This is a genomic window from Ensifer aridi (assembly GCF_002078505.1).
Classification (GTDB): Bacteria; Pseudomonadota; Alphaproteobacteria; order Rhizobiales; family Rhizobiaceae; genus Sinorhizobium; species Sinorhizobium aridi.
Map to the genome: position 1 here is coordinate 1 of NZ_LUAV01000039.1, position 13,943 is coordinate 13,943.

16 protein-coding genes are annotated in these 13,943 nt (G+C 63.3%); 1 reads left to right on the forward strand and 15 read right to left on the reverse strand.

Annotated elements, in window-relative coordinates; genetic code table 11:
- Positions 1-184: 184 nt before the first annotated feature.
- The gene (locus tag AYK65_RS30510; protein WP_026617259.1) at positions 185-544 is read right to left on the reverse strand and encodes a winged helix-turn-helix transcriptional regulator; all 360 of its coding nucleotides are present in this window, start codon (positions 542-544) and stop codon (positions 185-187) included.
- Between the two features lie 165 nt (positions 545-709).
- Here AYK65_RS30510 and AYK65_RS30515 point away from each other — a divergent pair, with 165 nt between their 5' ends.
- Complete coding sequence (locus tag AYK65_RS30515; protein WP_244560157.1) at positions 710-1,606, forward strand: alpha/beta fold hydrolase; 897 nt, start codon at positions 710-712, stop codon at positions 1,604-1,606.
- Between the two features lie 47 nt (positions 1,607-1,653).
- Here the strand turns inward: AYK65_RS30515 and AYK65_RS30520 are convergent, their stop codons facing one another.
- The 14 genes from AYK65_RS30520 to AYK65_RS30585 form a co-directional block, all read right to left on the reverse strand.
- Positions 1,654-2,091 (reverse strand): Rrf2 family transcriptional regulator, encoded by a 438-nt coding sequence (locus AYK65_RS30520; protein WP_034885927.1) that lies wholly within the window; start codon positions 2,089-2,091, stop codon positions 1,654-1,656.
- Positions 2,088-3,038, reverse strand: a complete 951-nt coding sequence (locus tag AYK65_RS30525) for an NAD(P)/FAD-dependent oxidoreductase (protein WP_081163129.1) — start codon at positions 3,036-3,038, stop codon at positions 2,088-2,090. Before AYK65_RS30525 ends, AYK65_RS30520 begins: the two co-directional genes overlap by 4 nt.
- A 71-nt stretch (positions 3,039-3,109) precedes the next feature.
- Positions 3,110-3,655 carry a LysR substrate-binding domain-containing protein gene (locus tag AYK65_RS30530; RefSeq protein ID WP_338031571.1) on the reverse strand — a complete coding sequence of 182 codons (546 nt, stop codon included), beginning with the start codon at positions 3,653-3,655 and terminating at the stop codon, positions 3,110-3,112.
- A 608-nt stretch (positions 3,656-4,263) separates the two neighbouring features.
- On the reverse strand, positions 4,264-5,175 hold the full coding sequence (locus AYK65_RS30535) for a homocysteine S-methyltransferase family protein (protein WP_081163130.1): 912 nt from the start codon (positions 5,173-5,175) through the stop codon (positions 4,264-4,266).
- A gap of 20 nt (positions 5,176-5,195) precedes the next feature.
- Positions 5,196-5,639 carry an Lrp/AsnC family transcriptional regulator gene (locus tag AYK65_RS30540; RefSeq protein ID WP_026617255.1) on the reverse strand — a complete coding sequence of 148 codons (444 nt, stop codon included), beginning with the start codon at positions 5,637-5,639 and terminating at the stop codon, positions 5,196-5,198.
- Positions 5,636-6,430 carry a phosphotransferase gene (locus AYK65_RS30545; RefSeq protein WP_081163132.1) on the reverse strand — a complete coding sequence of 265 codons (795 nt, stop codon included), beginning with the start codon at positions 6,428-6,430 and terminating at the stop codon, positions 5,636-5,638. Before AYK65_RS30545 ends, AYK65_RS30540 begins: the two co-directional genes overlap by 4 nt.
- 13 nt (positions 6,431-6,443) lie before the next feature.
- Positions 6,444-6,623, reverse strand: coding sequence for a hypothetical protein (locus AYK65_RS30550; RefSeq protein WP_081163134.1), 180 nt, complete (start codon positions 6,621-6,623; stop codon positions 6,444-6,446).
- A 21-nt stretch (positions 6,624-6,644) separates the two neighbouring features.
- Positions 6,645-7,916: a trans-sulfuration enzyme family protein gene (locus AYK65_RS30555; protein WP_046117305.1), complete on the reverse strand. Its 1,272-nt coding sequence runs from the start codon at positions 7,914-7,916 to the stop codon at positions 6,645-6,647.
- A 158-nt stretch (positions 7,917-8,074) separates the two neighbouring features.
- Entirely contained in the window at positions 8,075-8,764 is a 690-nt protein-coding gene (locus AYK65_RS30560; RefSeq protein WP_026617251.1) for an ABC transporter permease, read from the reverse strand.
- Between the two features lie 10 nt (positions 8,765-8,774).
- Positions 8,775-9,497, reverse strand: a complete 723-nt coding sequence (locus tag AYK65_RS30565; protein WP_026617250.1) for an ABC transporter permease — start codon at positions 9,495-9,497, stop codon at positions 8,775-8,777.
- A gap of 219 nt (positions 9,498-9,716) precedes the next feature.
- Entirely contained in the window at positions 9,717-10,487 is a 771-nt protein-coding gene (locus AYK65_RS30570) for a transporter substrate-binding domain-containing protein (RefSeq protein WP_081163136.1), read from the reverse strand.
- A gap of 38 nt (positions 10,488-10,525) precedes the next feature.
- Entirely contained in the window at positions 10,526-11,302 is a 777-nt protein-coding gene (locus AYK65_RS30575; RefSeq protein WP_081163137.1) for an ABC transporter ATP-binding protein, read from the reverse strand.
- Positions 11,303-11,436: 134 nt separating this feature from the next.
- Positions 11,437-12,846: an aldehyde dehydrogenase family protein gene (locus AYK65_RS30580; RefSeq protein WP_081163139.1), complete on the reverse strand. Its 1,410-nt coding sequence runs from the start codon at positions 12,844-12,846 to the stop codon at positions 11,437-11,439.
- Positions 12,843-13,907: a homoserine dehydrogenase gene (locus AYK65_RS30585; RefSeq protein WP_046117307.1), complete on the reverse strand. Its 1,065-nt coding sequence runs from the start codon at positions 13,905-13,907 to the stop codon at positions 12,843-12,845. The genes AYK65_RS30580 and AYK65_RS30585 overlap by 4 nt, the downstream gene beginning before the upstream one ends.
- Between the last annotated feature and the right edge of the window lie 36 nt (positions 13,908-13,943).

The following is a 13,943-nucleotide window of genomic DNA, read 5'->3' on the forward strand; positions in this document are numbered from 1 at the left end:
CAGCGTTTTTACACAGCCAGGGCCCGATCCAGTCATTCCCGCCACGCTTCGCAACGACCGCTGCGCGCCGTCATATCGGTCATTCGCCAGCCAGCGCGAACCGTCGGCTTCGCGGTCATGAACGAAGCATCGGCGTGGCAGTTAAGGAGCATCTTCTGCGCGCCCCTATCCTCACGTCGCCCGCTCAGAGTCTGGCCTTTGCATCGTATCGTCGCTGGGCTTCCTCGATGTCGTCGAGGTGGTGGATTGCCCAGTCGTAGACCGCCCCGAAGGGAGCTTGCAGCGTGCGCCCCAGGTCGGTAATCGAATACTCGACGGCGACCGGCGACGTCGCCATCACCCTTCGCGCGATTAATCCGTTGCGCTCAAGCCGCCGCAGCGCCTGAGTCAGCGCCTTATGGGTTATCCCTTCCAATCGGCGCATCAACGCGTTGAAGCGCGTCGGCCGCTCGGTGAGGATGGTCAGGATCATCACCGACCATTTGTTGGCCACCTGGTCAAAGAAGGATCGCGCCGCGCAATCGGCGAAATAGACGATGTCCACGTCCGCAGGTCGGGTCCTCGGCATTCCGATATCCTCGCGTATATCTACGCACCTGAAGGTGCATAATTGATCGTAGATATCCAACATATATCTATACACCTCCAGGCGATCAATTCCGGCCCGACGCTTCCCTGGCGCGGTCCGGTGCAATGCAAAGGAGGGCTCATGGCAAATGAAGGTCCTGAACTTTCCCGGCGCAAGTTGCTGGGACTGATGGGGGTAACGGCGGCCGCCGCAATCGACGCCGGCACAGCGATTGCTGCGCCCGCAGTGGCACAAGGTGGGCGAACAGCACGGCTATTCTTCACCGACGTGGGGAGCGGTACCAACGTCATGCTGCTCCACGGGTGGACCTGCGATTCGCACGACTGGAGCTGGCAGCTGCCGGTGTTCGAGAGCAAGTACCGCGTGGTTGCCCCCGACCTGCGCGGACATGGCAGGTCCGAAGTCATGCCCTCGGGAGCATATAGCCCCGCCGATTATGTCACGGATATCGAGGCGTTGATCCTCGCCGGCTATCAGGGACGCAAGTTCGTCCTCGTCGGGCATTCGATGGGCGCTCAGATCGCGGCGCGGCTCGCGGTGAAGAGACCGGACTTGGTCCGCGCCGTCGTGTCTATCGACGGTGCGCTCGGCTTCGGTGCCGCGGCAGCGCGGCTCTTCAGCAAGACCGCCCAGGACCTTGCCGACGACGATCCCGGCATGGTGGTTCCCGCGCTGTTCGCCGGCGTCTACGACCCCGCCACGGACCCAGCCATCAAGCGCTGGCACACACGACGAGTCCAGGGCATGCCCAAGCATGTAGTGCGCGAGTCCTTTGGTCCACTTTTCACGGGACCTGAGCAAGTCGGCGTGGACGAGGCGAGCGCCCGATTCTGCCGGCGACTGACGATCCCGTTCTACCACCTGTGCCGGGATCCGGCCCAGGCCCGCCGCATGCGGCCGTGGTTCTCGAACCCCAGGTCAAAGGTGGAAGCGTGGACCGGAGCGGGACACTGGGTCATGCTCGACCGCAAGGACGACGTGAACACCGCGGTGACCGCATGGATCGACGCTTTGTAGCCATGCTTGAGCTTGTTGCGTTCACTCGATGGCGGCACCAATCGGCGCTACTGTTTGAGTTCGGCTCGGCAGATGGCATCGAACTGTTCCGCCAACTCGGCGAGTGTGATCTCACCCAATCTACCGATCAGCAGCCGTTCGGCTCGATCCAGGGCATCCGCGACTGCGCTGTTGACGACCCGTTCGACTGCGCAGGATGGATTGTCGTTGTCGAGGCCAATCGCGAAGATATGACGGCCGCCGACCGCCCGATGAATGTCCAGCAAGGTCGTTCTGTTGAGGTCGCAGGCAATCGTCCAGCCGCCCCCCTGTCCAGGGACCGATTGAACATAGCCGTTGGCACGCAAGCCAGCCATGGTCCGACGAACGACAACGGCGTTCGTCTGAAGCATTCCGGCGATCTGCTCGGATGTATAAGGGCGATCATGGCGGGCCATGTGCAGCAGGATGTGGAGCATGCGGGATAAGCGGCTGTCGGTTCTCATGACGCTCTTTGTGAAATGTCAGCCGAATCGGCGTTCTTCTGATTGGCCGTTCGCCGCTCTATCTCTCTCTCCAGCAGATACATGACGACATGCGGGCCAACATTGGTGCCGGCAGCAGATGCGTGAGCGAGATGAGCGGCGGGATCGGCAGCGTTTCCGACGGCAAAAATCCCCGGTCTGCTTGTCCGTCCGGCGCTGTCAACCCGCGCCAATCCCATTTCGTCGACATCGCACAAGCTTGCGGCGAGATCTGAGGCCGCGACCATATCAGCGGCAATCCACGCGGCGTCGCAAGCGATCGATTTCCCCTTGCGCGTCATGAGCGCTTCAAGGCGCTCGCCGCTGTGAACCAGTCCCGTCACCTCGTCGGCTATCACGTCGATATCCAGAAGCCGCAAGCGATCGCGCTCGGCATCGGTGAAAGCATGCTCCGACACCACCGTCACATCGCAAGACCACATCCAAACCCATGATGCCATGTGGACCAGCCTCTTCGGCACTCCGAAGACCACGAAGTGCTTCCCCCGCACCTCATAGCCGTCGAAGCATGGACAGACGCGAAGATCTCGGCCCCAGGCCTTAGGCACTCCTGAAAGCGGAGGCAGCTTGTCGATCAGCCCGGTTGCAAGAACAACGGTGCGAGCCATCGTTACCGAATGGCCGTGATGCACCTCGAAAAGTCCGTCGGCGCGTGGCGTCACCGACGTTACCCGCTGGCGTTTGATCTCGACCCCATATTTGTGGGCCTCGGCGCGCGCTCGGGAAAGAAGCTCCTGGGGCGGCAACCCATCGAAGCCGAGGTATTCGCGGACTTCCCCAACGCTTTCGATTCGGGTCGTGCCTCCATCGAATACGATGGCCGACCGGTCTGCTCTGCCGAGGAACAAAGCGGCGCTTAAACCCGCGACGCCCGCACCGACGACTGCCGTGTCTATGACACGTTCCATATCGCTCTCGCCTTGAATTTCGTTCAGACCGCGAGCATAGAGCGTACAGCGCCATTTTGCAACTTCAATTGTTACGAAACGATGCGAAGAACTACGATTGCCCCGCATGGCTGCTTCGTTAATCGGCTAAGGCCCTTCTTCCGCATGTCCTTGACGATATCGAGAAAGGCCCGCAGGGCCGGCGGCACGGCCCGATGTCCGGGATAGTGGGCCGCAACCCGTTCCGGAGCAGGCATCCACGCGGTCAGGACCTTGCGTAGCCTGCCGTCGGACAAGGCCGTTTCGGCAGCCCAATCCGCCACATAGGCGATGCCCAGACCCTCTATCGCGGATTCGACCATCAGCTCCTCGTCATCAAGGACGACGGGGCCGCTTGCGTCTACCAGCAGTTCCTGGCCGGCGCGTTCGAACTCCCATCGATAGAACTTGCCGCTGGGCATGCGGTGGCCGATGCAATGGTGGCGTTGCAATTCCTCGGGGGTTCCCGGCTGATCAGCCTGAACAACACATTGCAAGGCTGTCTCGAGAACGCGCTTACCAGGGCGGAAGCGCAGCTGAACGTGGTTATGACCGGCTCGGAGTTCCTGACCGTGTTTGCCGTCGCCTCGACAGCGCAATTGATTATAACAGTGCCTACCCGTCTTGCGTCGCGTATGGGCCCGATGTTCGGCCTACGCCGAGCCCTGTGCCGCTCGACCTCGATATCCGCTGGTGTCGATAATCTGGTCTGGGAAGAGGGATCGAGACCCCGGCGTCGCATGGCTGCGGGAAAGGATCGAGCGGATCATAGAACGCCAAGAGCCAATACCGCTGCTCACACCGAAGCAAGTTGACGCCCAATCCGATTGAATGTGCGGGTAAAGCAGCCGGAACGTTGAGTTTTCGCGAGGGCGCAGAGCCGACGCTAGCCCAACTTCGCTATTGCGGAAGCAAACCAGATGACCACAAAGAGGTCGTCAGCTGAACGGCGGCTTACTCAATTTTTCGCCAGCACCGGACAGGCAGCAAACGGTCAAAACACGTCATTCGGCAATCGGCTTATCGACGACCGCTTATGGCGCGCAATTCAGCCGTTGCCCGTGCCATTCTTGCGTGACAACTGTCCACCCGACTGAGACGATCGGAAGCCGCAACTTGCCGCCCGTACCGGGATGCCGACTCCGATCCCTCGCCTGGAAGGGAATCGAACCGGCGACCATCCTCGGCAACAAGACGTGAGAAAGCATTATCTTGCGCGCCCCTTGAACCGGGCCGAGAGGCGATGGATGTGCGATGCGCCGACGCCACAGCAGCCGCCGATTATCGTCGCTCCGCCTTCCACCCAGTCACAGGCGAAACCGGAATATCGGTCAGCAGAAAGGTCGTCGCGGATGGCATGCAGCGTCTCGTTGGCTGCACCGTCCTCCTCAGAGGTGAACGCGTTGGCATAGACGCCAATGTCGATAGAGCGGCGCCCCTTCGTAAAGACGCCGGCCGCCTCTTCGACGGCCCGCCGCATGACTTCCGGGCGGCTGCAATTGAAGAGCAGCGCCGAAGCGCCCAGTCCCGCGATCTTGCGCGCTGCATCCTTAACGCTTTCGCCGGAACGCAGGGCCGCCGGTGCGTCTTCGGCACCCGGCTCGTCCTCGAGGGTGAAGGAAATCCAGAAGGGTTTGCCGGTGCCCGCCACCGCATGTTGCACGGCCTCGGCTTCCGCCACAAGGCTTAGCGTTTCTCCGAGCCAGACGTCGACATACGGGGTGAGCTCCTCCACCAAGACCCCGAGGTAATCCTGCACCAGATCCTGTCTGAACAGTTGCGGCTCATATGAGCCGAAGATCGGCGGCAGCGATCCAGCGACGAGTACCTTACGATCCGTCGCACCGTCGGCGGCTTCGCGTGCCAGGCGACCGGCAAGCGCAATCAGCCTGCGTCCGTCGGTGCGAAACCGTTCCTCGCCGATGTGGAATGGTACCAGCGCATAACTGTTCGTGGTGACGACATCCGCCCCTGCAGTGATGAACTCCTCATGCGCGCGCCTGACGATCTGCGGGCTTTCCATCAGGGCGAGCGCCGACCATTCCGGCTGCCTGAGTTCCGCGCCGAGCCGGACAAGTTCGCGGCTCATGCCGCCATCGAGGATTCTGATGGATTTCATGAACTTTCCTTCCGTTTCAGTCAGCGCTTGATCATCGAAGACAATGCGAATGCCGTCAGCGTGTCGCGCACACCGGGCAAGGCCGACACTTCCTGCCAGATTTCGCGAATGCGGTCCGCCGCGCTTGCCTCCACACGCACTACGAGGTCGAACTCGCCGCTCATGACGTCGCAGGACACGACCTCCGGCACCCGCTTCAGCGCCTGGATGACGTCGCCGCCGCGCATGCGGTCGTGGCGATAGACAAACATCATCGCGGCAATGGCTGAGGCGCGCGGCTTTCCCTCCCCGACGACGATCGTGTAGCCTTGGATCAGGCCGTCGCGCTCCAGCCGCTCGATGCGCTGGCGCACGGCGTTGCGCGACAGATGGACCTTTTCGGCGAGCTCAGCATGGGGGATGCGGGCATTGCGGGTCAGCTCGGCGAGAATGCGCTCGTCCGAACGGTCGAGAATGCGCTTCATGGCTGCATCCCCTCGATACAGGCCTTGGCGGCGGCGAAGGCCCGCTGCGCGGAAGCTTCGAGATCGGCGATCCGGTGATCCTGCGCGAACGAGGTGGCGGTCGTCGCCATGATGAAGGCCGGCAAGGCCTGCCGTTCCACCTCGCTGAGGGGGCGGACGTCTCCATATCCGGCAAGCAGGGCGCTAGCGAGCGCGCCGTCGAGCGTTCCGTCCATCCGCGCGGTCCAGTGCAGCAGGAGCTGGGCGAGTTCGGCGATCAGGACATCGTCATGGCGCAGGCGGAAATTGATGACGCCGCTGACCTTCTCGCCGAGAAAGAAGACGTTGTCACGGGTGAGCGCACCATGCACGGCACCTTTCGGCAAACCATCCGGCGCGCCCCTTGCGGGACGCTGCAGCGTCTGGTGGATGCGAGCGGCACAGCATCCGAGGGCGCGGCATTTGCCGGGCGTGATCTCGCTCGCACCGGAGCCCGGCACAAAGCCGACGACGGCGACGAGCTCGCCCGACACGGTGATGGTCGGCGCACCCGCGTCGGTGCGGTAGGTCGCCGGACAGGGGACGCCGGCGGCCGCGAGCGTCTCCATGGTACGAAAAGCGCGTTCGAGATCAAAGGGATCGGCGCCGCTTTCGAACAGGGTGACGATGAACTCGCCCCGCTCGGAGCGGAAAAGAAAGGTGGTCTCGGCGTCGCCATCGGCAATGCCGATCACCGAGGTCAACCGTCCGATGCGGTAAGCCGTCGCGATCCGGCTACAGTCGGTCTCCGAAAGATCCGTGAAAACTGCCATCGCTCCCTTCCCGTCAATATCGCACCGGATCGCGCTCCTCTACGGCTTTCGTGCCGAAGATCGCGTCGAACTGGAGCCTGATGCCGGAAACGTCGAAGTTCTCCGCCGCCCGGAGCGTATGGATGCCGACCAAGGCATCGGCCCGCAACTCCCGTTGCCCTAGAAGATCCGTCTCAACGCGCGTTTTCGCCATGGTCTTCCCCCTGCCCGCCGTTCAGCCCAAAAGCGCCTGGTCGAGATCGTCGATCAGGTCGTCGGGCGCCTCCAGCCCCACCGAAAGGCGGAACACCCCGTCGCCGGCAAAGCGGCGGTAATCCTCGAGCTGGTCACCGGCGAGCTGGTACGTCGAGGTCATCATCTCCTGCGTGTCGAGCAGCACCACGATCGAGCGCTGATGACCGAGCGAGAAGGCGTAGTGGGCGACCCTGAGGCGCTCGGCGAGTTGCAGGGCCATCCGGCCGGGGTCCGCGACCTGGAATGTCACCATGCCGCCGAACAGCTCCATCTGGCGCTTCGCCAGATCGTGCTGGGGGTGGGAGGCAAGGCCGGGATAGGTCACGGCCGTCACCGCAGGATGGCCTTGCAGGAAGGCCGCGACCTGCGCAGCCGTCTCGGAGATCGTCCGGATGCGGGGGAAGAGCGTGTCGATGCCGCGCATGATCAGCCAAGCGTTCATGGCCGGCATCGATGCACCGAGATAGACGCCGGCGCGCGAGCGGATTTTCTCCACGAGTTCCTTGCGCCCGCAGACAACGCCGCCCAACGCATCGCCGTGGCCGTTGATGAACTTCGTGAGCGAATGGATGACGAGGTCCGCGCCAAGCGATAGCGGCTGGGTGGCCACGGGCGTGGCCAGCGTCGAATCGACCGACATCAGCGCACCGTGCTTTCGCGCAAGCCCGGCAATGGCCGTAAGATCCGCGAGACGCAGGATCGGATTGCACGGACTTTCGCAATGGACGAGTTTCGTGTTGGGCCTGAAGGCGGCCGCCACGTCCTGTGGGCGGGACATGTTCACCGGCGTCACCTCGATGCCGTAGTCCGGCAGGATGCGTCGGGCGAGCTCATTGGCGCCGGCATAGCAGACGTCGCTCAGGATCAGGTGATCGCCCTTCTTCAGGAAGGTGAGGAACGTGGCGCCGATCGCCGCGACGCCCGTCGCCGTCGCGACGGCGTCGTCCGCGCCTTCGAGCGCGGCCAGACGCTGTTCCAGCTGCCGCACGGTCGGGTTGGTCCAGCGCGCATAGAGAAAGGGCAGCGCCGTCAGGTCATCGACGCCATCGGCGGAAAAGGCGCCGTCGCCGGGCACTAGCACATTGTTGACGGACATGGAAATGTTCGGCGCGATCGCCTTCGTCGCGGGATCGATGACCAGCCCGCCGCTCAGCGCCAGCGTGTCGCGGCTGAGGCCCGTCCTTGCGGCAGGCGCTCTCTTGGGCCGTTGGTAGCCGTGATCCGGGAGGTCTGAGAGTTTCGTTACAGTCATCTGGTCCTCCTGCGATTTCGGTCCTGGGAATTCTAGGGAGATGGCGTCGTTTTCAGCCGCGCAATCTCCCTGCCCGCCGCGAAAAAGCTGCGCGGGGAAAGCGATTTGCGCGGCAGATGAGCTGTCCGGCCGGAAGGCCGGCGTGGTGCCTGGCCCGGTCAGCGCCGCATCGGCACCTGCATCTCGACGAAGCGGAAGGCGCGCGTGATGAGGAGAGTGAGGCAAAAGTAAAAGACGGTGACCACCATCAGCGGCTCGTAGACGAGCAGCGTGTCCTGCCTGACCTTGTACGCGACGGCGTAGAGATCCATCACCGTAACGGTGAAGGCGAGCGGCGTCGCCTTCAGCTGCAGCACCACCTCACCGCCGATCGTCGGCAGGGCGATGCGGATCGCCCGCGGCAGCCAGATGCGCCGAAGGAGCGTCCAGCGGCTCATGCCGAAGGCGCGTCCGGCTTCCAGTTCACCCTTCGGCACAGCGAGCAGCGCGCCGCGCAGCACCTCGGCCTCGTAGGCGGCATAGTTTAGCGTGAAGCTTACCGCAGCGAAGAAGAAGCCCTCGCGCACGATCGGCCACAGAATGCTTTGGCGCAGGCCCGGGATCATCGGGAGAAAGGACCCGACACCGTAGTAGAGCAGCCACAGCTGGATCAGCAGGGGCGTGCCGCGAAACCAGGTGCTGTAACCTTTGGCGCACCATCGCAGCCAAGGAGGGCCCTTCACCTGCGCGAGTGCAAGGCCGATCGCCAGGATGAAGCCGAAAACGACCGAAATGACCAGCAGCAGCACGGTCTGTATCACGCCTGCGACGATCAGCGGCCAATAGTTGGAAACCCACGAGAAATCCATCGTCCGCTCCTCACGCCGCTTTCGGCTGGCCGCGCCGGAAATAGGTTTCGAGGCTGCCGAACACGACGTTGGAGACGAGCGTGATCATCAGGTAGATCACGGCGGCGGCGAAGAAGAACAGGAAGTAATGCTTGGTATTGCCGGCGGCGAGCCGTGTAGCGAGCGCCAGCTCCTGGTAGCCGACGACGGCGATCAGCGCGCTGTCCTTGGTGACCGACATCCACAGGTTGGCCATGCCGGGCAGCGCATTCGGCATCAATGCCGGCAGAACGATACGCCGGAAGCGCAGCGAAGGCCGCATGCCGAAAGCGCTGGCGGCCTCGATCTGGCCGATGGGAATGGCGAGGATCGCACCACGCAGCACTTCCGTCATATAGGCGCCCTGGACGATACCGAGCACTACGACGGCCGCGAAGAAGCCGTTGATCTCTATCGGCGGGAATCCGAGCGCCGACAACAGCCCGTTGATGCCGTCAGTCCCGGCGTAATAGAGGCCGATGATCAGGATCAACTCCGGAACAGCGCGTACCGCCGTCGTGTAGAAATCCAAGAGGACGACGACCGGGCGGCTGCCCTTGAGCTTGCCCGTCGCGCCCGCCAGCCCGACCAATATGCCGAGCAGATAGGCGCCGAGCGAGATCAGAATGGTCGAGACCGCGCCCGACAAGAGCACCCCGCCCCATCCCGGCGGATAGGGGGAGAGCAGCTCCAGAGCGGATGGACTTGTCGGCATGAAGACGGCTCCTCCTGCATGTCTCCTTAAATCGACCTCGATTTGAGGACCAAGACATGCAGCAATTCAAAGTGCTAGCGGCGACCTTTGCGCGTCCGATAAGACGCGCGGCGCTGTAGGCGACCGGTCGGGACCGCTGCGGCTCGAACGCTGGTCTTTCTGGGGTGGTGCTGGCGGAACGAACGACGGGACACCGCTACGATTGTCCCGCGCGTTGCGTCACTCGCCGTAGGGGTCGAAGTCGAAGTACTTCTTGGAGATTTCGGCGTATTTCCCGCTGGCCCGTACCGCGGCGATGGCGGCGTTCAGCTTGGCGAGAAGCTCGGTGTCCTCCTTGCGCAGGCCGCCGCCGATGCCCTGCCCGAGAACCTCCGGATCGTCCTTGACATTGCCCTTGTCCTCACAGCAATCCTTGCCGAAATCGGACTGGAGAAAGGTCATCAGCGGAATGGAATCGCCGAAGACGTAATCGACGCGGCCGGCGGCGAGGTCCTGGAAGGCCTCGTCCAGCGTTGCATAGGTCTTTTCGGACGCCGCGCTCGCATAGTACTTCTTGTAATATTCCGTCTGGATCGTCGAAACCTGGATACCGATCGTCTTACCGGAGACATCGTCGACGGTGGTTCCGGTCTTGCCGTCCTGCGCGCCGATCAGCTTGCTCGGCGTGTTGTAGTACTTGTCGGTGAAGGCGATCGTCTTCATGCGCTCGTCGGTGATAGACATTGAAGACCAGATGACGTCGAACTTCTTCGACTGAAGGCCGGGGATGAGGCCATCCCAGGACATGTCGACTATGGAGCAGGTCTCCTTCATCTCAGCGCAGACGGCCTCCATCAGCTCGATTTCCCAGCCGACCCATTTGCCGGTCGCGTCCTTGGTAAAGAACGGCGGGTAGGCTTCGTTCATAATGCCGAAGCGCACCTCGGCGCTCGCGCCAGCGGCAGAGAGCAGGAGCGCGGCTCCGGCGGCAAGATAGATCGCAGTTTTCATGTCAGTCCCCCTTCTTTTTCGATTTGCGAGTGCGGTGTTCAGTGGCGCGCCGAGTTGGTGAATTCGCGGCAACGGGCGCTGTTGGGAACGCCGAAGATCTGCTCCGGCGTGCCCTCCTCCTCCACCCGGCCTTGGTGCAGGAACATCACATGGCTGGAGACGTCACGGGCGAACTTCATCTCGTGTGTGACGAGCAGCATCGTCCGGCCCTCTTCGGCGAGATCGCGGATGACCTTGAGCACCTCCCCGACGAGTTCGGGATCAAGCGCCGATGTCGGCTCGTCGAACAGCATTACGGAAGGGTCAACGCACAGCGCTCGCGCGATGGAGGCGCGCTGCTGCTGGCCGCCCGACAGGAAGGCCGGATAGACATTGCGCTTGTCGTAAAGGCCGACCTTCTGCAAGAGCGCCTCGGCCTCGTCGACGGCCTCCTTGCGGTTCATGCCGAGGACATGGACCGGCGCTTCGATCACATTTTCCAGGACGGTCATGTGGGCCCAGAGATTGAAGCTTTGGAAAACCATGGCGAGGCCGGTGCGAATACGCTCCACCTGTCGCCAGCTGGCGGGATGGGCACGACCGTCTGCACCGGTCTTCATCAGCACCTCCTCGCCATTGATGACGAAGCTGCCCCGGTCGGGAATTTCGAGGAAGTTGATGCACCGCAGAAAGGTGCTCTTGCCCGAACCCGAGGAACCGATCAGCGAGATGACATCGCCCTTTTTTGCCGCGAGCGAAATGCCCTTGAGCACCTCATGAATACCGTAGCTTTTGTGTACGTCATCCACGCGCAACGCGCAGGAGTCGCTCGTCATTCGCTTCGTTCCCCACTTTTGCGTGGCTTGTCCTGCCGGAGTTTATCGCCCGCTTGCGCGGTTCGGCCGCGCAGTTTGCCTCTAATGAAATTTTTGGCCGCACGTAAGTGCGTTCCACGCCGATTTTCTACGCGCTAGACCCGATTGATGCAGACCACTTTCGGCTGGGTCATCTCCTCGTAGGCAAAGCGCACGCCCTCGCGCCCCATGCTGCCGCGCTTGAAACCCCCGAAGGGCATAGCGTCGAAGCGGTAGTCCGAGGAGTCGTTGATCATGACGCCGCCCGCCTCGATACCGGCCGCCGCTTCCAGAGCATCAGCGAGGTTGTTGGTGAAGATGCCGGCATGCAGGCTGCAATCGGGTTCGTTCGCCATGCGGATCGCGTCACCAAGCGTCTCGAAGCGTTCGAGCATGACCACCGGCGCGAAAATTTCTTCCCGCCAGAGTCGGTTGTCGCGCGGGACGGCTTCGATCACCGTCGGATAATAAAGTGCACCCTCGCGTCGGTGGCCGCACAGCAGCCGCGCCCCGGCGGCAATCGCCTGCTCGACGGCGGCTTGGGCCCGTTCGGCCGCAGCCTCCGAGATCATCGGCCCGACATCGGTCTCCTCCCGGCCCGGGTCGCCGGACTGAAGCCTGAGCGTGCCGGCCACGAACGCTTCGCGGAAACTGTGGTAGCAGGCGGCCTGAACAAGGATGCGCTGTGTGCCGATGCAGTTCTGGCCGGCCGCCCAGTAGGCGCCCGAAATGCAGCTTTCCACCGCCTTGCCGAGGTCGCAGTCCGCCATGACGATGACCGGAGCATTGCCGCCTAAGTCCATGGCGAGTTTCTTCAACCCGGCGGCGCGGGTGATCGCCTCCCCGGTCGCAAAACCGCCAGTGAACGACACCATCCGGATCTCCCGAGCCGACACCATGGCGCGCCCGAGATCCGCGCCGCCGATCGCGACGGTGACGATCGCTTCCGGCAGGCCGGCCTCGATCAAGGTCTCGACGAGCTTGAGAGCAGAAAGCGGCGTCAACTCCGAAGGCTTCAGCAGCACCGCATTGCCGCCGGCGATGGCGGGGCCCAGCTTGTGCGCGACGAGGTTCAACGGGTCGTTGTAAGGCGTGATCGCGGCGACGATGCCGAGCGGTTCTCGCGTGAACCAACCCTGCCGCGATTCAGAGCCCGCATAGGCGTCGAACGGCACGATCTCCCCGGCATTGCGCTTGGCCTCCTCCGCGGCGAGTTTCAGCGTGTTGACGCAGCGCAGCGTCTCCTTGCGCGCCTGGACGATCGTCTTGCCGGCCTCGCGGACGATGGTGCGCGCGAAGTCCTCGCACCCCTCCCCGACGAGCCGTGTCGCCCTTTCCAGAATGGCCGCCCGGCGATGCCGGGGCAGCGCGCGCGACAGCAAAGCACTCTGTCTGGCGCGGACAAGGAGCGCCTCGACATCGCCCGGGCCGCTTGCCTCGACGCGCCCGACCAGCGAGCCGTCGTATGGGTTGAAAACGGCGACCTCCTCCACACTCGGAGCGATCTGGAGCCTTGCAGTTGTCATTCCGCGGCTTCCTTCGTCATGCGGGCCGGTGCGGCACGGTGGATGGCGACGATGTCGGAGAGAAGTGCATAGGCCGTCTCGACGCGACCGGCTCCCGGACCGGTGACGGTCACGGCTCCGAGCATGTCGGTGGTGAAGGAAACCGCGTTTATGGCGCCATTCACGCCGGCGAGCGGATGGTCGAGGGCCAGGCGGCGCGGCCCCACGGAGGCCTCGATCCGGCCGTCCTCACGGCGGATCGCCGAGCCGATCAGCTTCCAGCGGCAGCCGTCCTTGGCGGCGGCCTCGATGTCGGCCGCGGTGAGCGACGAGATCCCCCTGCAGGAGACGTCGGCCGGCTTGAGCGCAGCCCCCAGCAGTTCATTCGCCAGAATGACCACCTTGAGCCGCACGTCGTAGCCGTCGACATCGGCAGTCGGATCGGCCTCGGCATAGCCGAGCGCCTGGGCCTGGCTCACCGCCTCGGAGAAGCCGAGCCCGCCCTCCATGCGACCCAGAACGAAATTTGAAGTGCCGTTGAGGATGCCTTCAAAACCGGTGAGCCCGGCGCCGGCAAGCATCGTCCTGGCCACGCGGATGACCGGCGTCCCACTCATCACCGCCCCTTCATATTCGAAAGAGACATGGTGGCGGCGGGCGAGCGCCTTCAGTTCGGCGGCGGCAAGGGCGACCGGCCCCTTGTTGGTGGTGACCACGTGCTTGCCGCTTTCAAGCCCCCAGCGGCAATGGGAAACTGCCGGCTCGCCGTCGTCCGGATTGGTGAAGGTGGCTTCCGCAACGATGTCGGCGGGCGCCTGCCTGATCACCTTCTCGTTGTCCGCTTCGGTCGATCCGCCGGACAGCCTGGCGAAGCCGCCCCTTTCGAATTTCGTCTCGACGAGCATGCACGCATCGATGCCGTTCGGCGAAACGACGGAGCCGAGGTTGAGGTCGGTCACCGCAACGATGTTCAGCCGAAAGCCCAGCTCCATCTGCCAGCGATCGTTCCGCTCGGCCACGAGCTGGGCAAGGGCGCGATTGACCCCGCCGAATCCGATAAGTGCGATGTTGTACTGTGCCATGTCGGTTCCTCATCATGGGCGATGGGAGGAGCATGA

Bases quoted from the DNA above. Each gene is read 5' to 3' on its own strand.
- AYK65_RS30515 (WP_244560157.1), top strand. From the start codon at position 710: ATGGCAAATGAAGGTCCTGAACTTTCCCGGCGCAAGTTGCTGGGACTG.
- AYK65_RS30520 (WP_034885927.1), bottom strand. From the start codon at position 2,091: ATGAGAACCGACAGCCGCTTATCCCGCATGCTCCACATCCTGCTGCAC.
- AYK65_RS30525 (WP_081163129.1), bottom strand. From the start codon at position 3,038: ATGGAACGTGTCATAGACACGGCAGTCGTCGGTGCGGGCGTCGCGGGT.
- AYK65_RS30535 (WP_081163130.1), bottom strand. From the start codon at position 5,175: ATGAAATCCATCAGAATCCTCGATGGCGGCATGAGCCGCGAACTTGTC.
- AYK65_RS30540 (WP_026617255.1), bottom strand. From the start codon at position 5,639: ATGAAGCGCATTCTCGACCGTTCGGACGAGCGCATTCTCGCCGAGCTG.
- AYK65_RS30545 (WP_081163132.1), bottom strand. From the start codon at position 6,430: ATGGCAGTTTTCACGGATCTTTCGGAGACCGACTGTAGCCGGATCGCG.
- AYK65_RS30550 (WP_081163134.1), bottom strand. From the start codon at position 6,623: ATGGCGAAAACGCGCGTTGAGACGGATCTTCTAGGGCAACGGGAGTTG.
- AYK65_RS30555 (WP_046117305.1), bottom strand. From the start codon at position 7,916: ATGACTGTAACGAAACTCTCAGACCTCCCGGATCACGGCTACCAACGG.
- AYK65_RS30560 (WP_026617251.1), bottom strand. From the start codon at position 8,764: ATGGATTTCTCGTGGGTTTCCAACTATTGGCCGCTGATCGTCGCAGGC.
- AYK65_RS30565 (WP_026617250.1), bottom strand. From the start codon at position 9,497: ATGCCGACAAGTCCATCCGCTCTGGAGCTGCTCTCCCCCTATCCGCCG.
- AYK65_RS30570 (WP_081163136.1), bottom strand. From the start codon at position 10,487: ATGAAAACTGCGATCTATCTTGCCGCCGGAGCCGCGCTCCTGCTCTCT.
- AYK65_RS30575 (WP_081163137.1), bottom strand. From the start codon at position 11,302: ATGACGAGCGACTCCTGCGCGTTGCGCGTGGATGACGTACACAAAAGC.
- AYK65_RS30580 (WP_081163139.1), bottom strand. From the start codon at position 12,846: ATGACAACTGCAAGGCTCCAGATCGCTCCGAGTGTGGAGGAGGTCGCC.
- AYK65_RS30585 (WP_046117307.1), bottom strand. From the start codon at position 13,907: ATGGCACAGTACAACATCGCACTTATCGGATTCGGCGGGGTCAATCGC.